At 40.7% G+C, this 26,298-nt stretch carries 17 protein-coding genes and 1 pseudogene; 10 read left to right on the top strand and 8 right to left on the bottom strand.

From position 1 onward, the window contains the following. Nucleotides 1–27 precede the first annotated feature (27 nt). The 8 genes from FLM54_RS06105 (at nt 28) to ttcA (ending at nt 7,959) form a co-directional block, all read left to right on the top strand. Nucleotides 28–519: a FixH family protein gene (locus tag FLM54_RS06105; protein ID WP_178955712.1), complete on the top strand. Its 492-nt coding sequence runs from the start codon at nt 28–30 to the stop codon at nt 517–519. Nucleotides 520–527: 8 nt separating this feature from the next. After that, nucleotides 528–2,900: a heavy metal translocating P-type ATPase gene (locus tag FLM54_RS06100; protein ID WP_178955710.1), complete on the top strand. Its 2,373-nt coding sequence runs from the start codon at nt 528–530 to the stop codon at nt 2,898–2,900. Further along, nucleotides 2,897–3,064 (top strand): cbb3-type cytochrome oxidase assembly protein CcoS, encoded by a 168-nt coding sequence (gene ccoS / locus FLM54_RS06095; protein ID WP_008109812.1) that lies wholly within the window; start codon nt 2,897–2,899, stop codon nt 3,062–3,064. Before FLM54_RS06100 ends, ccoS begins: the two co-directional genes overlap by 4 nt. Next, on the top strand, nt 3,057–3,728 hold the full coding sequence (locus tag FLM54_RS06090) for a sulfite exporter TauE/SafE family protein (protein ID WP_178955708.1): 672 nt from the start codon (nt 3,057–3,059) through the stop codon (nt 3,726–3,728). The genes ccoS and FLM54_RS06090 overlap by 8 nt, the downstream gene beginning before the upstream one ends. Before the next feature lie 42 nt (nt 3,729–3,770). Then, nucleotides 3,771–4,508 carry an FNR family transcription factor gene (locus FLM54_RS06085; RefSeq protein WP_138607043.1) on the top strand — a complete coding sequence of 246 codons (738 nt, stop codon included), beginning with the start codon at nt 3,771–3,773 and terminating at the stop codon, nt 4,506–4,508. A 200-nt stretch (nt 4,509–4,708) separates the two neighbouring features. Beyond that, nucleotides 4,709–5,863 (top strand): right-handed parallel beta-helix repeat-containing protein, encoded by a 1,155-nt coding sequence (locus tag FLM54_RS06080; RefSeq protein WP_178955706.1) that lies wholly within the window; start codon nt 4,709–4,711, stop codon nt 5,861–5,863. Between the two features lie 162 nt (nt 5,864–6,025). Then, on the top strand, nt 6,026–6,952 hold the full coding sequence (gene uspE / locus FLM54_RS06075) for a universal stress protein UspE (RefSeq protein WP_178955704.1): 927 nt from the start codon (nt 6,026–6,028) through the stop codon (nt 6,950–6,952). 92 nt (nt 6,953–7,044) lie between these two features. After that, a complete protein-coding gene (gene ttcA / locus FLM54_RS06070; protein WP_178955702.1) occupies nt 7,045–7,959 on the top strand; it encodes a tRNA 2-thiocytidine(32) synthetase TtcA in 915 nt (304 codons plus the stop codon). A 49-nt stretch (nt 7,960–8,008) separates the two neighbouring features. Here ttcA and FLM54_RS06065 read toward each other — a convergent pair whose 3' ends face one another. Together FLM54_RS06065 and FLM54_RS06060 are read right to left on the bottom strand one after the other, a co-directional pair. After that, nucleotides 8,009–9,070: a hypothetical protein gene (locus FLM54_RS06065; RefSeq protein ID WP_178955700.1), complete on the bottom strand. Its 1,062-nt coding sequence runs from the start codon at nt 9,068–9,070 to the stop codon at nt 8,009–8,011. A 155-nt stretch (nt 9,071–9,225) separates the two neighbouring features. After that, nucleotides 9,226–10,284 carry a hypothetical protein gene (locus tag FLM54_RS06060; RefSeq protein WP_178955698.1) on the bottom strand — a complete coding sequence of 353 codons (1,059 nt, stop codon included), beginning with the start codon at nt 10,282–10,284 and terminating at the stop codon, nt 9,226–9,228. Between the two features lie 327 nt (nt 10,285–10,611). Between FLM54_RS06060 and FLM54_RS06055 the strand changes: the two are divergent. Then, nucleotides 10,612–11,900: pseudogene (locus tag FLM54_RS06055) on the top strand (amidohydrolase). A 133-nt stretch (nt 11,901–12,033) separates the two neighbouring features. Then, on the top strand, nt 12,034–12,666 hold the full coding sequence (locus tag FLM54_RS06050; protein WP_138609080.1) for a trimeric intracellular cation channel family protein: 633 nt from the start codon (nt 12,034–12,036) through the stop codon (nt 12,664–12,666). A 13-nt stretch (nt 12,667–12,679) separates the two neighbouring features. On the opposite strand, the gene recD is transcribed toward FLM54_RS06050, so the two are convergent. From recD to FLM54_RS06020, 6 genes are all read right to left on the bottom strand, one after another. Continuing rightward, complete coding sequence (gene recD, locus FLM54_RS06045; RefSeq protein ID WP_178955696.1) at nt 12,680–14,698, bottom strand: exodeoxyribonuclease V subunit alpha; 2,019 nt, start codon at nt 14,696–14,698, stop codon at nt 12,680–12,682. After that, nucleotides 14,695–18,261: an exodeoxyribonuclease V subunit beta gene (gene recB / locus FLM54_RS06040; protein ID WP_178955695.1), complete on the bottom strand. Its 3,567-nt coding sequence runs from the start codon at nt 18,259–18,261 to the stop codon at nt 14,695–14,697. The genes recD and recB overlap by 4 nt, the downstream gene beginning before the upstream one ends. Continuing rightward, on the bottom strand, nt 18,248–21,547 hold the full coding sequence (recC, locus tag FLM54_RS06035) for an exodeoxyribonuclease V subunit gamma (RefSeq protein WP_178955694.1): 3,300 nt from the start codon (nt 21,545–21,547) through the stop codon (nt 18,248–18,250). Before recC ends, recB begins: the two co-directional genes overlap by 14 nt. A gap of 166 nt (nt 21,548–21,713) precedes the next feature. Continuing rightward, the gene (locus tag FLM54_RS06030) at nt 21,714–22,775 is read right to left on the bottom strand and encodes an alkaline phosphatase D family protein (protein ID WP_178955693.1); all 1,062 of its coding nucleotides are present in this window, start codon (nt 22,773–22,775) and stop codon (nt 21,714–21,716) included. Continuing rightward, on the bottom strand, nt 22,772–23,902 hold the full coding sequence (locus FLM54_RS06025) for an alkaline phosphatase family protein (RefSeq protein ID WP_178955692.1): 1,131 nt from the start codon (nt 23,900–23,902) through the stop codon (nt 22,772–22,774). Before FLM54_RS06025 ends, FLM54_RS06030 begins: the two co-directional genes overlap by 4 nt. Before the next feature lie 58 nt (nt 23,903–23,960). Next, a complete protein-coding gene (locus tag FLM54_RS06020) occupies nt 23,961–26,234 on the bottom strand; it encodes a TonB-dependent receptor domain-containing protein (protein WP_178955689.1) in 2,274 nt (757 codons plus the stop codon). Nucleotides 26,235–26,298 lie beyond the last annotated feature (64 nt).

Here is a 26,298-nt window from a genome sequence, read left to right as displayed (position 1 = left end):
TGCACATTCATCAATTTTAGAGCAACTATGCAACCGACTCCGTGGTATAAAAATTTTTGGCCTTGGTTTTTAATCTTCTTCCCTCTAGCTGCAATTATTGGCTGCATTAGTTTATTTATTACAGCCATTGGTAACGGCCCAGATATGGTCGTTGATGACTATTATAAAAAAGGCAAAGCAATTAATTTAGAGCTGATCAAATTTGATAAAGCAAAAGCTTTATATTTACATGGTGACCTAAATGTATCTGATGAGCGAGTAAGCTTTAAATTTACTAAAGGCGATACGAGCAACATTCATGCGCTAAAATTATCGTTTTTTCATCGCACTATAAAAGCTCATGATTTTGAAGCTACCCTCACTCCAAATGCTAATCAAGAGTTTACTGCATTATTAGAAAGCTACACGCCTGGTGCTTACTCAGTGTTTATTGAACCTGTTGATGCTAGTTGGAAAATGAAAGAAAGTGTCACTTTACCAACCACAACCACCATTTTAGTTACTCCTAACTATAAGTAGTATTTAGTATGTCTAAAAATTGCTTTCATTGTCTTGAAAGTGTGCCGGCAGGGTTTGACGCACACGTTATTATAGACAATACCGCTGAGCCAATGTGTTGCATTGGCTGCCAAGCGGTTGCTCAAAACATCATTGACCAAGGAATGACCGACTACTACAAATACCGCACCGTAAGTGCCGGCAAAGTAGAGCAACTGGTTCCTGAACAGCTCGCTTTTATTAAAAGCTATGACAATGAAGATATCCAAGATGAATTTATTAGTACGCACAACAACAACTCTGAGGTATTACTGAGTGTTGAAGGTATAACCTGCGCCGCCTGTGCCTGGCTAATTGAAAAGCAATTATTAAACCTTAAATCGGTAAAACGCGTTGATGTAAATACCTCAACAAATCGTGCCATGATCCACTGGGATAAAAGCGCCACGCCTTTAAGTGAGCTAATTACCTCATTGGCTGAAATAGGTTATAAAGCGTACCCCTTTCAATCTGATTTAGAAGCTCAGCAAAAGCAGCAAACTGCCAAAGCGTATATTCGTCGTCTCGGTGTTGCAGGTTTGATGACCATGCAAGTGATGATGTTTGCCTTTGCAATGTACTTTGGCATGTTCTCTGGAATGGACAGCAATTTTGAACAGTACTTTAGATGGATCAGTTTAATTCTCGCTACCCCCGTTATCCTATACAGCGCCCTGCCCTTTTTAAGTAATGCAATTAATGGCTTAAAAGCAAAACAGTTGAATATGGACTTACCAGTATCATTGGCTATTTTTGGTGCTTATGGCGCTAGCTGTTATGCCACAGTAATGGAAGTAGGCGAGGTTTACTTTGAATCTATTTGTATGTTTACCTTTTTACTCTTATTAGGTAAATACTTAGAATTTAGAGCGCGTTTAAAAGCCAGTGAATTCACTGCTAACTTGCAAAAGTTGTTACCCCTTACTGCCCGTACGCTCGATGAACGCGGTAATGAGCACATCATTGCCGCCAAAAAACTCAAACTTAACGATATTGTGTTAATAAAGGCAGGCGAAACCATTCCTGCTGATGGCATATTAGTTAAAGGCAGTACCAGTGTTGATGAGTCGATGATGACCGGCGAACATCAACCAGTACGAAAGTACATTGATCATAACGTGTATGCAGGCACGGTTAATCATGATGGTATAATTGAAATAAAAATCAACAAGCTAGGCCAAAACACCCTGCTTAATCAAATTATTCGCCTGCAACATAATGCCCTGACAAAACGCCCAAGACTGGTTGAAATTACCGATAAAGTGGCGCAGTGGTTTGTTGCTGTATTACTAGTATTTGCCTCCATAACTGCGATTGGTTGGTATCAGGTAGACCCTGACGTTGCATTTTGGATCACTATTTCGGTGTTAGTGGCCACTTGCCCGTGCGCATTAAGTTTAGCAATTCCAACCGCATTAACCTGTGCTGTAGCAACCTTAACCCGCAAAGGCATATTAATAAAGCAAGCGCATGTGCTCGAAACGCTATCAAAGCTCACTTTATTTGCCTTTGATAAAACAGGTACGCTTACACAAGGTAAATTTAGCCTCGACGTGATTGACATACTTGATGATAACTACAGCAAAGAGCAAATTCTTGATATTGCAGCCCAGCTTGAAAGTTATTCTGAACACCCTATTGCCAGTGCATTTAAGGAGTTTAAAGGACAGCGTAAATTTGACGATGTACAACTCCACCCAGGCATTGGGATAAGCGCCCAGTTTGATAATACCCATTACGCTATTGGTAAAAGTGGCTGGTTTGATACAAAGAAAACCAACGCACAAGCCACGCTTTATATAAACAAGCAGGCTGTTGCACGCTTTTACTTTGTAGATAAAGTTAAAGCTGATGCCGATAAGCTAATTAATGTTTTACAAGCGGCTAACCTTAGTTGCCATATGCTAACTGGTGATGCATCTGATGCGGGTGCCAAAGTAGCTAAAAAGTTAAAGCTTGATTCAGTACTTGCCAGTTGCAGTCCAAAAGATAAACAAAATGCCGTTGATCACTGGTCATCGCAAGGTGAAATTGTTGCTATGGTTGGCGATGGCGTAAACGACAGCCCAGTATTTGCCAGTGCCCATTTATCTATCGCCATGGAAACCGGTGCCGATATATCTAAAAACAGTGCTGATGTTGTATTGCTTAACAGTGACTTAGCTTCAATCTCGCATTTGTTAACTATTGCTAAACAAACACGACGTATAATTAAGCAAAACTTGGCGCTTTCTTTATTATATAATGGCTCTATATTACCGCTAGCGGCTATGGGCTTAGTTGCTCCTTGGATGGCCGTTATTGGTATGTCTGCCAGCTCTATTATTGTGATATGTAATTCACTAAGGCTATTAAAGTTATGAGCATAATTTATATTTTAGTTCCTATCGCTATTTTGTTTGTATTGATTGCTATTGGCGTATTTTTTTGGGCAGTAAAAGGCGAGCAATTCTCTGATTTAAACAAGCAAGGCCACAGTATTTTGTTTGAAGACGACAAAGAGCAGCACAATAAAAGTAATGATTGACCCTATTTTTGTTAGCGCTTTTTTAATGGGTTTAATTGGCAGTGGTCATTGCATTGCTATGTGTGGTGGTATTGCCAGCTCATTACAACTTGCCAGCAATAAACGTCAAACGTGGTTATATTCTCTAGCTTATAACAGCGGTCGAGCTTTAAGTTATATGCTAGCAGGAGCCCTTGTTGCGGGTATTAGTAGCCAGTTTGCTACGCAAAATTCTGCTTTTTCATTATTTCTGTCATTTTTAGCCGGTATTTTTATGTTACTGGTTGGCATTTATATTATGCGCTTAGCCGCCACCTTACAGTGGCTCGAAAAACTGGGTAAAACCCTCATTTGGCAGCATTTAATTAAACTTAATAAATATTTAATGCCCATTGATTCGCCTTTTAAAGCCCTTGGCTATGGCGCGTTATGGGGCTGGTTACCGTGCGGTTTAGTATACTCTGCACTTACTTGGGCAATGACCAGTGGCAACGCTATTAATGGTGCTTTAGTTATGCTGGCATTTGCTCTAGGCACATTTCCTGCCATGATCACCTTAGGTATGGCTGCACAAAAGCTAAATGCGCTTTTTAATCACCCATGGACACGAATAACATTAGGCAGTGTTATCATTTGGTATGGTATCTACCTTCTGATCATTGCAACAGATAAGCTAGTGCATTAACATTATAAAATGTCGTGCATAGAAATTTAACGGATTGAACTTATGGATTTTTCTCAAAGTCGTGCTAAAGGTAATTGTGCCATTAGCTGTAATAACTGCAGTATTAGCCAGTTATGTTTACCATTTTCTTTAAATGGCCAAGAAATGGATAAACTTGATGAGATCATTGAGCGAAAAAAACCATTACACAAAGGTGACTACTTATTTGAATCGGGCGCGCCTTTAAATGCAATTTTTGCGGTTCGTTCGGGTTCGTTTAAATCGTATACATTGTCTGAGCAAGGCGATGAACAAATTACAGGCTTTCATTTAGCTGGCGACCTTGTTGGATTTGATGCCATTAATAAAATGCAGCACCAAAGCTTTTCTCAAGCACTAGAAACCTCAATGGTATGTGAAATCCCCTTTGATACCCTTGATGAACTCGCTGGTAAGTTGCCTAAGCTACGCCAACAAATTATGCGCTTAATGAGTAGTGAAATAACCTACGATCAAGAAATGCTGCTATTACTCAATAAGAAGTCTGCCGAAGAGCGTCTAGCGAGTTTTATTTATAATTTATCAGAGCGTTTTGGTGAACGTGGTTTTTCACGTAAAGAATTTAGATTTACCATGACCCGCGGTGAAATTGGCAACTACCTTGGTTTAACTGTTGAAACTATTAGCCGTTTATTGAGCCGTTTTCAAAAAGCAGATTTAATCAAAGTAGAAGGTAAGTTTATTACTATTTTAGATAATGACGCGCTTGCAAAAACAGCTGCTATTATAAAACCCCGTTAATAATAGTTTCTCATTTTAAAATTAATCCCCCCTAAATCAGAGCGTAATTATTGCAATTATGCTCTATCTCTACTAACACTTTGAGTAGAGGTATTAACCATTCACTTTTAAGAGTCGATGAAGATAATTACTTACCTAGCTCATTTTCTAACATAAAAGCAACTACGTCCTATTACACTCTTATATAGAAGGACAATCTTATGCCTTATTCTTTATTTCTATTTATCACTCTTTCTTTAAGTATTTTATTTAGTAGTCAAGTATCAAGCTCTATGATCCCCGATGATGGAATTGATGACTCACAAGCACTAAAAGACTTGATTTTAAACACTGCAGAAAACTCTGAGCTTAAAATAGACAAACCAGGAGTTTACGATATATGTTCAGCTATTATCGTCAGAAACCTTAGTAACATTACTATCACCGCTAATGCTGGCGTCATACTAAAAAAGTGTGACCAATTTGAAGGAGAATATATTTTATCCTTTTATAATTCACGCTTCATAGAAATTAATGGTTTTATTTTTAGAGGGTTAACGACAGACAAAATTAATTATGTTTGGGGTGAGCAAGGTATCCTTTTTGCAGGCTCCGAAGATATTTCAATTAAACATAATCACTTTTATGATTTTGGTGATGCGGCTATAAGAGCAACATCTTCACATTTATCATCCCATGATGCGAATATAAATTCTTTCAGAATTGATATTCGTAATAATTACTTTGAAAATGTCACACAAGTAACAACTACTCACCCGTGGAATAATAACTATGGAGGTACGCATGATATTACAGTTGAAGATAATATTTTTGAGGGATTGAAGGGATCATTGAAATTTGCAACGGTTAAACCTGTATCAAAGGCTCTAGTAAGATATAACACTTTCAAAAACACCAAAGGCACTGCTATAGAAATTACTTATTATTCTAACGTAAAAATTATTGCTAATACCTTTATAGACAGTGATAAGTTTATCCTCAATGCTTACCCAAATAAACCAAGAAGTGTAACGGAGCCTTTTAATTGGGGAAATATTTATTTTACTCACAACACTATTTTACGTTCTAAGGGAGGCATTAGAATACAGTCAGATGTAACCGACGAGCTAATAGATGACAAATACGTTAGAGGCATTTATATCAATAACAATCACTTTATTAACGTTGATATGACCGTTTATCCTGAAAAAAAATATTGGTATCTTATTAACTTATTCAGTAGAGGTGGAAAGAGTTATCTGTTTTCTACCATTAAAGATAACGTTTATAACTTACTACCTGAAGTGGGCTTTGTGAAAAAAACGAGTGGATTTACTGTAGAAGATAACACTTCAATAAAACCTGAGAATAATTAAATTTTTATAAAGCCCTTCATGCTTTTATTCAACATAAAGAGTTTTAAAATTAGAGAAACTTTATTTCTTGATATAGAACAATAATCTTAGTGCTTCCCCCTTTAACTGTTGTGTATTTGCGTTACACTGAATGTATAACTGTTAAGTGAATGGAGTAGCACAATGGAAATGATTAAACGTATTATCGCGGTTATTGATCCAACTAAAGACGATCAAAATGCCCTCGCGCGTTCAATAGATTTAGCCAAAAAGTCGGGTGCGAGCATTACCGCATTTATGACGGTTTACGATTTCTCTTACGAAATGACTACTATGCTATCAGGCGATGAACGTGAAGCAATGCGTCAAGCCGTCCTTAAAGATCGTGAGCTATGGCTTAAAGAGCTGATCTCTCCTTATCAAAATATAAATATAGATACGCAAGTTATTTGGCATAATCGCCCATACGAGGCAATAATTAATACCGTTATCAATGATAAATACGACTTGGTTATCAAAGGTACGCATCAACATGGCGCACTAAAAGCGGTTATTTTTACTCCTACAGACTGGCATTTAGTTAGAAAATGCCCAACGCCCGTTCTATTTGTTAAAGATATGCAATGGCCAGCACAAGGTAATATTTTAGCTGCTGTGAATGCAGTCAGTGAAAATGAGCAACACCTATCACTTAATAAACGCATAATTAAAGATGCACAATTTTTATGTGAACTGGCTAATGCTAAACTTAACTTAGTCAATGCCTACCCTGCTACACCGGTAAATATTGCGATAGAAATTCCTGAGTTTAATCCTGGGCTTTACAACGAATCAGTTAAAAAACATCACATTGAATCAACCAATGAATTAGCTAATGAGTTTAACTTAACCTCTGATCAATGCTTTATTGAAGAGGGCTTGCCAGAAGATGTGATACCGGATGTTGCAAGTCGTTTAAATAGTGAGTTAGTGGTTATTGGCACTGTGGGACGTACCGGCTTAAGTGCTGCATTAGTGGGTAACACCGCTGAGCATGTTATTGACAGCCTCGATTGTGATGTACTTGCATTGAAACCTGATGGCTATGTAAGTCCACTCGCAGAAAGTTAACGTTTGCTGTAGCTGTGATATTACATATGGCATATAATACGCCCCTTTATTTTTAGCAATTAATTTTGCCGTACTGTTTATAAGGGGGCGTAGTGTCTCATTCTGCTCAAGCCAAAGCTCAACACAACTTAAATAAGCTTCAAAAGCGTTTACGTCGCCTCACAGGTCAAGCTGTCATGGATTTTAACATGATAGAAGAAGGTGATCGTATCATGGTGTGCTTATCTGGCGGAAAAGACAGTTACACTATGCTCGATATGCTGCAACATTTACAGCGTGTTGCCCCTATCAAGTTTGATCTTTTTGCGGTTAACCTTGACCAAAAACAACCAGACTTCCCTGAGCATGTACTGCCTGAATACCTTGATAATTTAAATATTGAATACAAAATTGTCGAAGAAGATACCTACAGTATTGTTACCGATATTATTCCTGAAGGTAAAACAACGTGCTCACTTTGCTCTCGTCTACGCCGTGGTATTTTATATCGTACGGCTAAAGAGCTAGGCGCTACTAAAATCGCATTGGGTCATCACCGCGATGACATGATAGAAACCTTGTTTTTAAATATGTTTTATGGCGGCAAACTTAAAAGTATGCCGGCTAAACTAATGAGTGATAATGGCGAGCACATGGTTATTCGCCCATTAGCTTATTGTAAAGAAGCCGATATTAGCCAATACGCATTTAGTCAAGGCTACCCTATTATTCCGTGTAACTTATGTGGCTCACAAGAAAACTTACAACGTAAGCACACCAAGAACATGCTAGAACAATGGAATAAAGAGCACCCAGGGCGTATAGAAAGTATTTTTACTGCAATGCAAAATGTTGTACCTTCGCATTTAGCTGATAACCAATTGTTTGATTTTGCTAATCTGCAAACCGGTGACGTTATTGATGGTGGCGATATCGCGTTAGATAAACCAGATATACCAAAAACGCCGGTTAATCCTGAACAAGATGAACTAAACCAAGCCGACGTGGTTACAATTAATTTAAGCTAATTTTTTAAGGGTTTGCAGTAATGCAAACCCTTCACTCTGTTCTATGCTGCTACTTACCGGCAGCTAATCCTTGTAAAAACTCTAAACTCTGCAATTCTTGTTTATTCGCCTGATAAGGTAGCTGCTGTAAGCTATCGTAAGCAAAATCTTCAATAGTAAACTCACTCACTTTACTTTGCCCAAAGCTGTTACGCTCACCTGGGCTTGGCGACATACGCTCAATAACAAAGTCACTCAATCGTAAGCCATTTGTTTGCTTAGGCAAAACAGACCAATGCGCTTTAAAATCAATTTTTTCGCTGCCCTCATTTAAACGTGCTTTAGCAACTAAATGCGCTAATGGCGAACTACCACTGTATAAGTTAGCTCTTAAGCGATATAAGCCACTTTTTATAACCGTTAAATTAGCAGGCACTATCATATTATCATTACGTGGATACGCGCTATCAAAGCTAGTTAGGGTTGCACTAGGCGGCATATATTGTATTTGTGCCACCACAGGGACCATTTTACCTGCAATGTCGGCTTCAACTAATAATTGTAAATTACGAGGATAGTCTTCCTCACCTTTAAACGTAATTGCTAGCTTATTGTCACGAGCAACACCGCTATGTGTTTTTAACGGCTGTTTGGTATCCGTATCACTGAGTGTTACCTGTGCTTTACCTAAATTTTGTGCGCTTATGGTTAATTCAATTGCTTGCGGATAGACATAGCGATATTGAGATAAACTTAAGGTTAACTCCCCCCCTTGCTCTCCTACAGGGCTAGTAACAGGAAAAAACTGATTTGGCTTAAGCCGGTCTTCATCATATACCGTTAAAGGTTGCGAATAAGGTGGAAATGCTAAGCTTTGCTGATATTGCTGCGCGACTGCCGATGCTGCTTTAGCTATATCTTCATTAAACTCATGCTGCTCTTTAGGCATGTTTTTTATGCTCGGTTTAATATCTAGTACCTTAGGTTTTGCTGGCATAGCAACAAATTCAGGTGTTTTTTTATGCTCTTTAGCTGTTGTTTGCGAAGCTGAATAACTAGCATTGCCTTTACCTAAAAACCACATCAAGCCGGTAACTATTATTACTAAAACAATAACGTAGGATTTTTTCATTGTTATTTATCCTATAACATCAAGCAGTTAATCACTTTTAGAACGTAAAGCTGATGCAATTTGCATTAAGCTTTTTTTGGCTAAAAATAAATAACTGCATAAAGCTAATTGGTACCAAAAGCATGCAGCATATAAAGCCGCACGCACAATCACCTTTATGGGATCACATTATATATGAGCGTTGAAGCACTCAAATTATCAGAGTCTTTCACATAGCGGTATTGTTTTTTCCAAAACCAACTACCGGTAGTTTCATCGACAGTTTCATATCCTAATTTATCGCCAGCCACGCTAATATTATTCATTGCCACCGTTACATTACCTTGGTGCTGCGCTTGTTGAATTTCGTTATGGCTGTAACTGTTAGTCATCATTAATGGATAATGGTATGGCATGAAGCTACTAACAGCATCACCTTGCGATTTTAAACGCCCATTGGTATCAATATTGGCGCTACAACTGCCAAATGAGCTTACCGAGCTTGCACCGCATGATGAGTGAGTAGCGACTACCGAATCATCGTTACCACGCAAAAAGCCAGCCGTTAAACCTAAGTAAGCATTACCATCGGCCACAAAACGTAAACGCGGTGTGCGCGCATCAGGTAATGGCGCGATTCTACGTGCATTATTAACTTTTAAATCATGTAATACACCAACCGCCTCATTAATTTCACTGCCTAGCCACCAAGTTAATGCAGCATCTACAGCAAAATTCCACGATGCGCCGGTTAACGCACTCACCGCTAAGTCGGCTAATTCACTACCGCCACCAGCACCTGCTAAATCAAAGGTAGCAATAATATTAAGCGGTTTTAAACCCGCGTTTTCTAGCCAGTTTTCTTGGTTATCTATAATATATCGGGCAACTAAGTCACCGGTAGAGTGGGTTACAAACACGCAGCCTGGCTCGCATAAATTTGAGCGAGAGATCTGTTGTAGCTTGGGCCATACCCAATCTGTAGTAATTTTTCCTTCTATTCGTTCATACGCAGGCCAGTCAATGCGCTCGTCGGCACGGTTTACCCAATAAGACTGCCAATAGCTTTGGCCATCGTTTACTACATCACTACCTGCTTTATTGGTAAGCTGGGATACTTGCAAACCATGAATTAAAACTACTTTATACTCTTTACTAAGCGCAGAAAAACTCATTAAGAGCCCTATTGCTGCTGCAAATAAAGTCGCGCGTTTAAAAGTGTGTGTGTTGTTCATATTAATCCTTAACTGATTGAATATTTTTATTATGCTTAGCTTATTACACGATGTTGTCAGTGCATGGTAAAAGCAATGCATTGACCAGTATTGGGAACAAATTTAAAAAATGCAACATTTTGTTATCATTTTCACCGTTAAAGCTAAATATTTGCGTTAAAATACGACAAAAGCGCCAAACTATTGTGTTAAACAAAATAGCTTTATCCCCTTCTTAAGCAGTATCAATAAACTTTCTTTTAACTGTGGTTAACTATTAAACAACACTACTTTTTATTGATGTAATAGCGTAAGTTAATTACACACGATGAAAATCAAGGAATTAAAATGATAAAAAAAATAATTTTTAGCAGTGTTTTATTTACTGCAATTTCAGCGCCTAGTTTTGCTAGTAGTATTAACACCCAACTTGAACAAGCAACACAAAGTGTAAGTGAAAAAGTCATTACATGGCGTCGCCATTTGCATCAATATCCAGAGCTGAGTAATCGCGAATTTGAAACCGCTAAGTACATTACTAACCATTTAAAATCACTGGGGCTTGAAGTACAAACCGATGTTGCGCATACCGGTGTTGTGGCTAAATTAAGCGGTGGTAAAAAGGCCCTTTAATCGCCCTTCGTGCCGATATGGATGCTTTACCCGTTACCGAACAAGTTGATTTACCCTTTGCCTCTAAACAAACCTCAACCTATCGTGGTAATGAAGTAGGCGTTATGCATGCCTGCGGGCACGACACTCATGTTGCTATTCTAATGGCCGTAGCAGAGTCACTGGTAAAAATTAAAGATCAGTTAGCGGGTGACGTACTGTTTGTATTTCAACCGGATGAAGAAGGTGCCCCCGAAGGAGAAGAAGGAGGCGCAGAGCTAATGCTAAAAGAAGGTTTATTTAAACAAAAACCTGAAGCGGTGTTTGGCTTGCATGTCACCAGCTCACTTAATACTGGTCAAATTGGCTTTAGAGAAGGGCCTCTAATGGCCAGTGAAGACTCTTTCACAATTAACGTAACGGGTCGTCAAACTCATGGCTCGCGCCCTTGGAATGGCGTAGATCCCATTGTTGCTTCATCACAAATTATAATGGCAACTCAAACAATTGCCTCTCGCCAGGTAGATGTAACTAAAGCGCCTTCTGTTATTTCATTTGGCGCGATTAACGGCGGCATACGCTCAAATATTATCCCCGATAATGTAGAGCTTATTGGTACAATTAGAACCTTTGATCAAACGATGCGTGCCGATATTAAAAAACGTTTAGCTAAAACCGCTGAGCTGGTTGCCGAATCCGCGGGGGCTAAAGCTGATGTGCATATAGATCACGGCTACCCTGTAACAGTAAATAATGTTGCACTGACCCAAAAAATGACCCCTACACTTGCCCGTATTGCTGGTGCTGACAACATTATTACCACAGATTTAATTACCGGTGCAGAAGACTTTAGCTATTATGCACTAGAAACCCCTGGGCTGTTTTACTTTTTAGGCATTACTCCGAAAGATCAAAACGCTAAAACGGCACCAAGTAATCATTCACCTCAGTTTTATGTTGACGAAAGCGCATTACAACTTGGCGTAGAATCATTATCTCAACTGGTCGTTGACTACTTACAATAAGAACCAGCATAACAAGCACTGGGCTAATAACCTTGTCCTTGTATTATAGACAGTGTTATTCAGCTAATATAAATCCCCAATCGCTTATCTTTTAATGTCTAATATAAATTCTCAATCTGGTAAGGACACCTCAATGACGGCAGAGTATTTTAATTTTTTAAGCCTTATTGGCGTGGCATTCTTTGCAATTTCAGGTGCATTATTAGGCCACGACAAAGATATTGGTGGATTTGGTGTTGTGGTTGTTGGCTCAGTCACTGCGTTAGGTGGTGGCACGCTCAGAGATATTCTTCTTAACCAACCTGTATTTTGGATAGCCAACCCCGATTATTTATACGCTACCTATGGCGCTATTTTTGTCACCGTTATGTTTATTCGCCACTTGCCCGACCTGTCTAACTATTACATGTTACTGGTTGATGCCATCGGTATGGCTATTTTTAATGTGGTCGGCATTGAAAAAGCATTAATTGAAGGTACAACCATGGTTGTTGCGCTTACAATGGGAATGACGACGGGTATATTTGGCGGCTTAATACGTGATGTGATCTGTAGAGAAGTACCGCTGGTGATGCGCGAAGAGCTATACTCCACCGCGTGCTTTGCAGGAGGCTTAACCTATGCCACACTATTTTTATTAGAAGCTCCTTATTTATGGTGCATTATAGGTTCATTATTGGTAACCGTCTTTCTAAGATTGGGCGCACTGCATTTTGGCTGGCAACCCAACCTATTTAGAAAACGAACCCCAAAAATAAGAGATTAGTATAAGTATGGCTTTACACTAATCGCTCATACAAGCCTGACGCCCGTGATACACTTTTACCCATGGCCAATTGCAGCACTTTTTTATCTGCCACCAGCTCAAAGGTCTGTTTTGCGCGGGTAATTCCCGTGTACACTAATTGCCTATTAATACCGATACTCGCCTGCTTGAGCGGTGGTAACACCATCGCGGTATAACTAAACTCTGAGCCTTGGGATTTATGAATGGTCATTACATACACTTTATCGTGCACCGGAAGCCGTGCGGGTGAAAATGCCCGTTCATTCCCTTGCTCATCAATAAACAGTGCCTTGAGTTGGCCGCTATCATCGGGCATTAAAATCCCTATATCACCGTTAAATAATTTTAGCTGGTAGTCGTTTTGACTAACCATTATCGGCATCCCTATATAATGCCGCTGATTAGGATTAACGCTAATTAAACCTTGCTGCTGTAATACCCGTTCAATACGCTGGTTTAAACTATTAACACCATAATCGCCTTCACGTACCGCAGCAAGTAACTGATAACTGGCAAAAGCTGCATGCACTTTCGCAACACTGGCACCTTGCGCTATCAGGGTTAGGTAATTAGCATAATGACTTGCGGCACTATTTACTAACTTTTCAATCGGTGTGGAAACAAAATCATAGTCTAAAATAATATCGCTAAAATGCCCTTCGCTGCTTTGTTGTTCAACGTAATTTAATATTCCTCGGTTGTTGGTATTTACAGCCAGCGCCAATTGACCTATGCCACTTTTTGCATCAAACCGATAGCTATGTTGTAAAAAGGCAATGCAATCCGCAAGTTTAAACTCACTTTGACTTTGCGCATTTAGTTTAACAGCGCCATTAAAGCACAGCGTGTTCAATTGCTCACAGCGTACTTTTGAATAACGCGGTGTTTGTCCAAGCACTAACCCTTGGCATAAATCACTCATTACACTGCCAGTATCAACCGAAGCAAGTTGGTCTTTATCGCCAAGTAAAATCAATCGAGCATGATCTGGCAAGGCCTCAATTAGTTTAGCCATAAGTGATAAGTCGACCATGCTGGCCTCATCAATAATCAATACATCAACATGCAACGGATTGCTTTTATCGTGTCGGAATTTATTGGTAAATGGCTTAACTCCCAACAGACGATGAATGGTTTGCGCACTTTGCGGGATCAACGCGTTAATATCAGCCGGTATTTCACTAAGCTTATTTTTAGCCCCTAAAATTGACTCTGTTAGCCGTGCCGCTGCTTTACCTGTGGGTGCTACTAATTTTATGCTCAATGGCGCCGCTTTATATAACGATTGTAAAATCGCTAACAGCTTTGTTACCGTGGTGGTTTTACCGGTGCCAGGCCCGCCCGTGATCACACTAAACCCTTTTGTGGCGGCAATCGCACACGCTACTTTTTGCCAATCAATGTCAATACTCGGATCATCAGGAAAGTAGCGGGTTAATAACTGAGCAAGTACTGCATCATCAAGGTTAAGTTGTCGTTCGCTCATTGTCAGTAATCGTTGGGCAAGGGTTTGTTCATAGCCTGCTAAACGAGAAAAATATAATCGTTGATTAAACAATTGCAGCGGCTTTTGCTCCCCAACACTGTGATGTGAGAGTAAATAACGTATTGCTGCCTCAGTCGTAAAGTCATTACTAAATGGGCTGAGAGTGTCAGGCTGCGTGCCTTCTAGTTTAGTAAAGTCGCTTTGACGTAAATTAAACGGATTAGTCCAATCAACCTCTGTTAGGGTTAAACAGCTATGCTGGCTTTGTTGCGATAAACACAGCATTAAAATTATATAAAAGAGGTCGTCATACCCTTGCTGTGCGTTTGTGCCACTGAGTAATTCAGCCAGTTTTACATCAACCACACGCACTCTATGTTCGTCCGTTAAATACGTTAGCAACGGCACGACTTTAATACTTTCGCTGCCCTGCATCGTTGGCTGTGCTGTTGTGAGCACAGGTTCGTCTATAGGGGCATCATCTAAGTCATCAAACAAACCCGGTTGTTGATTTAAATCACTCATAGCATGGCTCCTTGGCTAAACAAGCCATCTAAAATAACGACTTGATCTGGACTTAGCTGTTTAAAGTACACTCCCTCACCTGCTGGCATACCGCGTAAAAAAGTATAATAAACACCGCCTAAATGCGCCTCTATTGAATAATCGGGAATTCGCTGTTTAAGCAAGCGATGCAGCGCTACGGTATAAATTAAATACTGTAAATGATATTGGTGACTGGTCATTGCTTGCTCTAGCTGCTCAGACACATAATCGGCAGCGGTACTGCCCAAATAATTCGATTTATAATCTAAAATATAATACTTGCCTTGGTAGCAAAAAATTAAATCAATAAAGCCTTTTAGTAACCCTTTAACATGGGCAAACTCAAGTTTACTTTGGTTAAAACCAAAATGTTTAATTAACACTTCATTAAGCTTAGGGGCACTGAGGCTGCTAAGCGGTAAATTAAACTCCATTTCTACTAAACAGTCACTTGGCGCTAATTGGCTCAAACTTAAATTATTCTTGCTGTTTAACGGGCAATTAAGTGCATCGAGTACCCATTGCTCGGTAATTTGCTGCCATTGCTCATCGATATGGTACTTTTCAAAAGCACGCTCAATCACAGCCGTTAAGTTTTGCTCGGCATTCGTGGGATGATTTACCGGACTGGTAAAATCAAGCTGCTCAAATATTTCGTGCAAACAACTCCCTGGTTTTGCACCCTTAGGAAAGCTATACGGTGAAGGAAGTTCATCTTGCTGCACGGCAAACTCATCTCTTTGATGATCTTCATCGCTGCGCCCTGGAGCAAGTTGGTCAGCATGCTTTTTAAAGCTCAAGGCACTAAAGCTAGTTGCTCGCCAGTCACGTTCAATCTGCGCAGTTACTGTATTAATAAGTAAATCGTGCTGTTTAGTGTCACTATTTTTTAACCGAAGTATGCCCTGCTCATGTAATTCGCCTGAGGTAAATTGCTGGTATTGCATAGCATGATTAGCCTCACAAAATTCACTTAAATGGGTGCGCCATACTTGGCTACTGCTTATCTCTAATCCTGAGAATAACACATGCCCCAGCGCACTACTTTGAATTGCTAAACGGCTACTTTGCCCTTGAGAAATGTTATACACGCCCAGCGAACAAAAATGCACTGCACGGGTCAGTGCCACATAAAGCAAACGTAAGTCTTCTGCTAAACGTTCTTGTTCGGCTTTTTGCAAGGCGTCTTCGTCTTTACTTAAATCGTAAATCAACTTGCCATTTTGATGATAAAGCGCGTCTTTAGTTTCACGATAACCACTGGCAAATGGCATAAATACCAATGGGTATTCAAGCCCTTTAGAAGCGTGCATAGTCACAATTTTAACTAAGTTCGCATCACTTTCTAAGCGAACTTGCACTGTTTCGCCATCTTGCTGGCTCACCTTTTGCGCAAACCAACGTAATAAACGAAGTGTCCCTTCAAGCTCTATTTGTTTTTGCTGCAGTATTTCGCCAAGATGTCTAAAGTCGGTAAGCCACCGCTCTACGTTATAGCCCAAGCCTTGCCACTTGGCACTGAGCTGATTGTGACTCAGTAAGCGTTCGAGCATTGCCATTGCCCCTTGCTTATGCCAAATATGGCTAAGTTGAGCAAAAAAGTTTAGGTGTTCTTGCCAGCTATTTTCATCATCGGCTAGAGCAAAAATATCGTTATAGCTTAAACAAAATAACGGGCCAGCTAATACACCGCGTAGTAACGCCTCATCGTACTGACCATGCAAAGCCGTTAAAAAATTGAGCAAGTGATGACTTAACTCTTGGCTAAATACACTGTCGCGCGACAAATACACACTGGCAATATTAGCTTTACTCAGCGCTTGCTTCATTATTTGTGCTTCAACGCGGTCGCGCACCAAAATACAAATATCAGCAGCGCTTACCGGCGTACTGCCAATACAGGCTATTCCTTGGTTTGCCTGCTCAAGTAAAGTAACAATTTTATTGGTAAAATGGGTGGCTAAATGAGCTTGCCCTAAGCCTTTACTGGTCGGCTTATTTTTTTCATCGCCGGCTTCATCTACAAACACATTAAACTCAAACGCGGTGGCAGGTTTACCGTCAATTAAAAACGACTCATCTGCTTTTTTTCCTTTCGCTTTCACTTTATTAAATGGAATGGCGTCGTTATAAATAAAGCTGTTTTCGTATTTGCTAAATAAGCTATTTATGCTATTTACAATATCACTGCTTGAGCGAAAGTTAGTGCCCAATGTAAATTGTTGTGGCTCATCTACCGCTTCTTTTGCGCCAATGTAGGTAAATATATCTGCGCCCCTAAACCCATAAATTGCTTGTTTGGGATCGCCTATCATAGCTAAAGTGGTATTGCTTTGAGCATAAATTTTACTAAAAATCCCGTACTGAATCGGGTCAGTATCCTGAAACTCATCTATCATTGCCACCGGAAATAACTGCGCTATTTTTTGTGCGAGCACATCACCTTGTTCACTCTTTAAGGCACTGTGTAAATTAGTCAGTAAATCGTCAGGGGTGATCACGCTTTGTTCTTGTTTGCGTTTAACTATGGCCGCTTTTACCCAGCTCGCCGCATATTGCACTATCGCAATTTTTAACCCTTGGTTAATGGTGTTGTTAAGTGCGGCTAAGGCATCGAATTGGCTAATAAGTGGATGAGTCAGTAATGTGCCATTTTTTTTATAATTAGCGGCATTACTTAAGTTCTCGCTACTCCACACCTCAAACGAATACTTACTGGTACCAAATTCAAAAAAGTCATCATTGCCTAAGCAAAATGCTTCAAGTGCAGCAAGGCTGCCCTTTCGCCCAGGTGTTTTTGAACCACTTAAATCGGATGCTTTAACAGCGCCAATAAACTCTTGCTCTAGGCACGCTTTTTTAAAGGCAGGAATACGCGCCAAGTATTCATCTCGCGCTTGCCATACCGCATCTAAACTAACTTGCGGGGTTATCTCTGCGTTCGCCTTATTTAAAATACTACTTACATGACTAAATAGTGATTCGGGCGCGGCAAATACCGCTAAAATCGCATCTGTTTTTTCTTTACTAAGTGGGTATACAAACGCGCGCCAAAAGTCTTTTATGGTTTCAAGCAGAATATCGCGCTCATCTAAAATGAACTCTAAGTTAAATGCCACACCGGATTCAAACGCATGCTGCTTTAGCATTCGCTGACAAAAACCATGAATGGTAAAAATAGCTGCTTCGTCCATTGATTTAGCTGCGGCATCGAGTAAGTCAAATGCACGGTGCTTGTCATCAACGCCCGCTATTACATCCTCAATTAGCTCATCATTGGGTACTTGCCCCAGTAACGCATCACGCGCAGCAATAATACGGCTACGAACACGGTCTTTAATTTCTTGCGTGGCGGCATCGGTAAAGGTGACTACCAAAATTTGCTCAACACTCAATGGCGTATTTAGCTCACCGGATATTTGCATACCCAATAAATAACGCAAATACAAACCCGTGATCGTGTAGGTTTTACCTGTGCCTGCACTGGCTTCAATTAAGCTTTGTCCTGATAATGGCATAGTGAGTGGATTAAGCGCTTGCATAGTCACTCTCCTTGGCGTGCTCGAATAATGGGGCGAGTAGCTTATCGCTCCAATGTATAAATTCGTCTTGGCAGTCATTAAGTGATTGCACCGTTAAACGAATATAAGGGTTTTCTCCTTCACCTCGGCCAATATACTGTGGACTAAATTTACTGTTGGCTTTTGCCATATCACCACCGCTTTTTACGTATTCATAACCACTTACCGGAAAAAACGCCACGGGCTTGTTGCGTAATGCTTTATAAAGCTCAAACCAATCTGCGAGCAGTAAATCGGCATCGGCTTTACTCATTGGGGCAAAGCTAATTTGTTTATCTAAACCCAGTAATAAAGTTTCAACCTCTTGTTGCATGCTTTGTGCAGCAAGATGATAAATAAAGCCTTTAATTAAATCTTTAGCTTTAATACTAGCACTGCGATAAAACACTTGTTTTTGCATATACACATGGTTTAACCAGCCTTCAATGGTGGTGTTTTCAAGTGACAGTAATACTTCTATCGGTTCGCTTTTACCCGCTTTTATTTGTTGTTTTACTTGCCCTGCAAGCGCATCAACGCGATGTTGCATGCTTTCATAAATTAAGCTACCAACATGAGCTTGCGGCAACTCACCGCGCTGCAGTATTTGTTCGGTACTTAGTGGGATATCGTTAATATTAGCTTCAAGTATTTCATCAAGGTAAAAATAACGGCGTAGCGCATCTAAGCTAAACGGTTCTTCATCTTTGGCTATATCGTTAAATTGCGGCAAACGTAACCCTAAGCTTTGCTGATAAAAGCTCTCTTGGGCATGGCACACACTGCGAATAAACACATCAAGATCAAGTAGCTCTGGAGGCGTTACATCAAGCGTAGTAATTGCTTTTGGCTCAATGGCCTCGCTAGGCAGCCAAATTGGGTTATAGCTGTGGTTGTTAAGCCCTGCCTGTTCAGCGCTAGCTGGCAGATAATACTGACTATTAAAAGGTTGTAAATGTTGTTGGCTAATAAGACAATCTGGCAAGGATTTATCACTGGGTTCGCTAAGTTTGAAGCTGCGACCTATGTATTCTAACAATTCACTGACAAGCGTTGATGGCATGCGCGGCTGGTTGTCAAAACATGAGCGACCAATGTAGCTCATATATAAATTATCTCGGGCACTGAGAAGTGCTTCTAAAAAGAGGTAACGGTCATCGAGTTTTCGTGAACGATCACCTTTTTGCTTTTTAGAGTAAGGTACTAAGTCAAAACCGATAGGCTGCACGGTACGTGGGTAATCGGCATCGTTCAAGCCTAACATACACACTACCTTAAACGGCACGGCGCGCATTGGCATTAACGTACAAAAATTCACTTGCCCCACTAAAAAACGTTGGCCGACACCTTTTTCTTGTATGCCTTGTTTAATTAAATAGCTAACAATGCGCTGCGACACGGCCTCACTGTAATCACCGTTATCGTGGTGCTTACCAATATCTTCGAGTACTTTTTGCAGCACTAATAAATCCCAACTGTCGTCACTTTCGCTCTCATAAATAGTATTGAGCAGCTCATTTAAAATTTGGGCTTTATTGGTGAGTGTGTCATCGGGGGTGAGCTTAGCTTTAAAGTCTTGCAGCACATCAATAAAGTGTACCAGCTTATTGAGTGTATCGAGCGCCATGCCCTCAACCTCATCGGCACTGTAAATACCATTAAATGGGCACTGTTCATCGCGCATGGCAATACCCAGTAGTAAACGGTTTAAGCCATGCTGCCAAGTGTTAAGCTCAATTGCGGGTAAGTCAAAGCTACTTTTATGTTCAGCGTTTACGCCCCATTTAACGCCAACACGCTCCAACCAATACTGAATTTGCTCATATTCATGTGCTTCTAAACCAAATTTTTCAGCAATTTGGGTAACCTGTAATAAATCGAGAATATCCGACACGCCGAAGCGCGAAAACGGTAAGTTAGCCAAACTGGCAAACGAACTCAGTACAGGTTTTTCTTGCTCTATGGCTAAATCAGCTAGCGCATAAGGTATAAATCGGCTGCCCTGTGCACCACCAAAAACTGCTTCAATATAAGGGCTGTAGGTGCCAACATCGGGCATCATCACGATGATGTCTTTCGGGGTAAGCGCTGAGTTTTGATTAAACAAATTAAGTAAGTAATCGTGTAAACGCTCTACTTCTCGAAGCGGTGTATGGCAATCACTAAGTGTAATACTTGCATCGTTTGCAGTTATTGGCAGCTTGCCCTCATCGTTTATAAACCATTCTTTGTTATCGGTGAGCGACTCACCTTTAAAGGCAAGTTGGTAAATTTCACTTTGCACTTGGCCAAGTAAGCTGTCGTCAAATACATCTATAAAGCCATCAATCCAGCGGGCATCAAGCTGCACTAGTTGCTCAAAATAATCGCGGCCGAGTTTACCCCACGACGATAACAGCGGATTACCAATAAAATAGTATTCCTCATCGGGATTGGTGTGCTTTTTTTGCTGCGCTTCCAGCAGCGGCATTTTGGCATATTTAGCGGTGATTTTAGCGGCTGTTTTTTCATCAATGATATCGCCCCAGTAATGCTCGCTAGGGTTAAAAAAGAACAAAAACACTTCAGTTTTTTTACTTAAGGCTTCAAACACCTCAAGCTGCGAGCTAGCAATGGCAGATATGCCAAATAAGCTAATGCGTTTTGGTAATAAGCTGCTATCCATGCTCTCAAGTGCACTGAGTAACTGCCCTTGCATATTGGCACGGTGAAATTGGCTTTGCCCCAGCTGCTTGCTTAATTTGACGATACGACGCCATAAATCGGGTTGCCAAGGCGCAATCGTTATATCAACATCATCAAGCTCATCGGTGCCACTATCCCAACTGGCTATCCAATGGGGGCGGTACATCAAATATTGGTCGTACACATCGGCTATTTTTTCACATAGAGCAAAGGTTTTTTGGCCGTCAATATCGCCCTCTAAATAGGTTTTAAGCGGTAAGTACAGCGGCTCATTTATGCACTGGGGTAAAATGGCAAATAATTTCCAAGCAAGGTTAGGTTTGTTAAAGGCCGACTCTTTAGGCACGTTTGGCAGTAATTGCTGATACAACTGCCAAATAAAACTCGACGGCAGCGGAAAGTCTACCTGTGCAGCTACGCCTAAATTTTCACTTAAACCGATTTTAAGCCACTGCGACATACCCGGCGATTGCACTAACACCACTTCTTTATCAAATGGGCTTTGCAATGGGTTTATTTTTAATAGCTGATGAAACTGCGCTTGCAGGGCTTCCATACGGTTTGATTGAATAATATTGAGCATACGATACCAGCCTTACTTGAGATAAAGCCAGTGTAAGATATTTTCAATTTAAGCGGTAGCGCTAAGGGAGCATTGGCGTTAATAAATCAGCAAGTTAGCCCGCCAATAGATGAACTTTTAAACGCACAGCTTGAACCGCAGTGCGTTTATTATTTAAATGGTGATGCTATTTATAAGGACAAATACTTGAAAGACTAAAGTCACTTTGCATAATAACCTGACCCTCAATGCCTTTAAGCTTTAATGAAATAGCAGGGTCGACTTGTTGCCAGTCTATGCTTAAATCACCATAGTTAACATTATGCGTGTAATCACCGACACGATGCTGGTTAGGGCTAACGTCTTTCCACTTTTCTGTCAGGCCTGAGCTGGTCATTTCAATAAGCGGGTAATCAAGGTTATGTTGATACCTTGAAATCTCGCCCCAGTGAGTATCGCCACTAATAATAATCACACCATTTACTTGGTGTTTTTTAATTAACGCAAATAAACGGTTTCGATCCTCAGGAAAATTTGCCCACGACTCCCAGCCGGTAAAATCTGGCAGTAACTGCAAGCTTGACGCTATTAGCTTTATTGCCGCTGGCTTTTTCAGCTCTTGCTCAAGCCATTGCCACTGTGCCTCCCCTAGCATTGACGCGCCTTTAACTTCAGTTGGACTGTACGGGCCTTGGTTATTTAGTTTACGCTTGGTGTAATACTCAAGCTCGCTAACAGAATTAAGTGTGTCACGATTAAAGCGTAAATCTGGCATGATCACCTGCACGGTTTGCTCGCCTTCGCCATACATGTACGAGGTATAAATACCATCAGCACGGGTACGGCGTTTTGAATTTGCCGGTTCTTGCCAAAAATCGAGCATGATTTGTCGCGATGCTTCCTTATGCGGATACTCTTTCCCCGCGTCATTTTGACCATAATCGTGATCATCCCACATGGCTATTATTGGTGTTTTTGCGCGTAGTGCTTTAAAGCCAGGCTTTGCCCCAAGGCGTTGGTATTTATTTTTAAGTACAGCCATGTCGTTAGTATCGCCATAAATGTTATCGCCTAAAAAAATAAATAAATCACTCTGCTCTTTGTTAATGGCGTTAAATATAGGAATGTCTTTATCTTGGTGCCCGCAAGAACCAAATAATATTTTAGACGGCGCAGCCATTGCTACACTGCTAATCACAATAGTCAGTGACAGTGCAGAATACTTAACGGTTTTTAGTAACTGTTTCATTTTAAAATCTCATTAATAGCCGGTGCCATATTAGGGTTAATTATGTGTGGGTTTTGCCCAAGTGCTTTTAAAACGGTGGCGGCAACTTGCGCTTGTTTAAGCTCGTTTTTAGTTTTAATTAAGCCGTTATTTTTAATTGCAGGGCCAATAGCTGCCAGCCAAATATGCTCAGAGCCAATAATTCCCTCAGGAAATGCCTTTTTACCCTGCTCCGAATTTGCTAATGCCCGTTTAGAGCTGTGATGTTGCCAATCGTTTGCGTAGCTGCCACGGCCGTGATCGGTAGTAACAATTAACGTAGTATTATTTTTATAACCTGCTGTGCTTTGAATGGTTTGCCATAAATCTTTTAAAAATGCATCGCTTTGTTTGGCCGACTTTAAGTAAGCATCGTAATGGCTATCGTGAGCAAAATCGTCAGTTTCTCCTAAGCTAATCACCAATAATCTTGGTTTTTTCGCCAGCATATAAGCTTTAGCAAATCGATAGGTAAAACTATCAAGCCGTACATTGTGCCATGGGCTGGGTATTTCTGTTTGTAGCGCATTAAGTAGCGCTGCGTCGGCAAATAAATCATCAGCAACGGGCATAAACCCCGCATTCACCTGCACCTTACTGCGCTGGGTATTTACAATGTAAGGAAACACATCCCAACTACCAAATAACGCGGTGCTGTTTTTAAATTCAGGCTGAGCGTTTAAACGCTCTAAAATAGTTTTATTTGGGTTGAATACCTTGTCGTTACTGTTGATATTTTCATCCACTTCGCCAGTGAGAATTTCGTTATACCCAGGGTATGAAAAATACCACGGATTACTCACCGACATAGTTGAGCCTTTAGCCCTATCGCCAATAATAACGCCTTGTTTTGCAATGGTTTGAGTTAAAAATGGCATTAACAACTGTTGACGCTGTTGCACACTTTCATGCCAAAATTGGCTCTTTAATAGCGCTGGTTGTTTAACAAAATCTTTATTATTAATCAGCTTGCTATCGGCACCATTAAAGACTTCTTGCCAGCGAACCCCATCTAAAGTTACCAACACCACATTTTGCGGTGCTGCCAAAACCGCCTGACTGTTAAGTAAAACCAAACCGATTATTAGTATTGTTACTATTGTTTGCATACACACCTCGTTTAATAAAAAGCCCATCAATGATGGGCTTAATTACGTTTATTACGTTTTAAAACGTGGCCGTTAACGTCACGGCTGCTGTGCGTGGGGCGCCAATAAAGTAAGTGCTTCCATTGCCTGTGCCGCCCGCTAGGTAGCTTTCATCAGTAATGTTGTAAACCACAAAAGCAATATCAACGGCTTTAAACGGGCCTGCGTTAACTTCGGCTGTATAACCTGCGTTTAAATCAACCACGGTGTAGCTATCTACATCGCCACGCTCGCCAGTGTATTTAGCCGATAAACCAAAGCGGAAATCACCGCTGTAATAATCGGTTGAAAGCACAAATAAATCATCTACTGAATCAATTACTTTGCCTCCTGCTTCAAAGCCTGGCGCATCGCCTTTGTATTCAGAGCTATTATTGGTGTATGAGCTATATACATTCCACTCATTATTAAGCATATAACTTGCTGACAGCTCTAAACCTGTCGATTCAATACCGCCCACATTTAGGTACGAGCCGTTAGTACCTATGGTGTAATCAATACCCCCCGTGTCGCTGCCTGGTGCGATAAAGGTAATACGGTTATCAAATTCAATTGAATAGGCCGTTGCCGTTAGCTTAAGTGCATTATTTTGATAGCGTACACCTAGATCAATATTTTCAGCGGTTTCTGGCTTAATAGCTGATAAGTCAGAGCTGTCGCGCTCAAGCACACCATCTTTAATGGCGGCAAAGTTTTCGCTATAGCTGGTAAATAACTCAGTATTACTATTTAGCTGATACAAAATGCCGCCACTAAATAGAAGGTCTGAATCACTGTTTACTTTAGCTGTGATGGCGTTTTGATAATGGTCATACTTTTCTATGTCTACTAAGTACTTTTTCACCCCTAGATTAAGGGTTAAGTCGCCAAATGCCATTGAGTCTTGGGCGTACCATTTGAGCGTATCGGTCTCAAAGGTGTTTTTATATTGCGTCCAATAAGGGGTGTTATCAAAATGATGATAAATACGCGCATCTATAACTTTATGCCAATCTCGTGACTCATCACGGTCGCTTTGCTCATACCAAAAACCGGCTTCAATATCGTGCATGCCAATGCTTGCTTGATAATTAGCAGTTACCCCTAAACGATCTTTATTATAATGTGTATGACGATAAGACATAACAGGCGTGGCATCAGCGTCGTAACATGAAGGGTTGAGCTCAGGGCCTGACTCCCACGGCCAATTTAAGCTAACCGTGCAACCTGCGTTGGGAGCAAGTGGGTTGCCATTACTATCTGTAAAGCCATAAGAGCCTGCGTTTGTACCACCTTCCGTGGTTGGGTTACCATTTTCATCTACAGGAGACGTTAAATAAGGAGGGATCCAATCACCTCGGCCTGAGTTTTTATGGTAATACGGGCTAACGGTTAACAATGAGATGGGTGAAATCGCGTATTCAAACTTTAAATACCCTAGAGTGTTTTCACGCAGCGTGCCCCAACCTTCTGCAAACATTTGGTCAAAGTGAGGAACGCCTGTCCAGTTCCATGTTAGTTGATCCCAATCTGGAGTTTGTTCAAATTGTGCCAAGCTCACGCTATTGTAGTTGGTTTCGCTTACATCGTCGTACGATAAACGCCCTGTAATAGTTAACTCATCAAGGGTGGTGACAAATTTCGCTTCAGCGTGTTGGTTATCTTTCCCGCCATTGCTGCCCGAGCCAATCCAACGGCTAGTATCGGTTTGCGAATAACTCACATACGCTTGAGTATTATCAAAAATGGTGCCTGTTTCGTGTTTAACGTAATAGCGACTTGCGTCATGGCTGCCTGAGGTGTATGCAAAAGTGGTGCTTTTTTCAAAGCTAGGCGCTTTACTTACAAAGTTAAAAGTACCGCCTAGCGCCTCTAACGAGGCAGATTTAATATCTGAGGTGCCCTGACCTACTTCCACGGTGACAAGATTTTCGCTATCTAGGTAACGATTCGCTTTAGCACCACCGCCATAATTAGAGCCGCCATTAGGAATGCCGTCTATCGTCATACCTAATTGCTGTTGGTTTGAGTCAATACTAAAACCACGCATGGTAATAGTTGTTGACCAATCGTCGCCGCCAAATGCGTCGCCTTCGTTTATGCTAATACCTGGCAAGTTATCAATTACCGATAACACACTCGATACCGAGCTTTGTTGCTCAAGCATGGCAGGTTCAATAACGTTGTTTGCATAACTGGTTGGTTTTGCAGTAACGGTTACTTCTTCTATCACGTTATCGTTAGCATAAGCTGAAGTTGATACCGCCATGGCCACAGCCATGCTCAAAATCGATTTATTTTTTAAAGCGTACATTCTTGTCCCGTTTGATTCTAATTATGAAAGGTAATTATGAAAGCGGGCACAGTCTATTTTTTAA

It is taken from the genome of Pseudoalteromonas sp. Scap25, assembly GCF_013394125.1.
Classification (GTDB): Bacteria; Pseudomonadota; Gammaproteobacteria; order Enterobacterales; family Alteromonadaceae; genus Pseudoalteromonas.
Note: the sequence above shows the minus strand (reverse complement) of the source record. Positions and strands in the feature narration are given on the sequence as shown.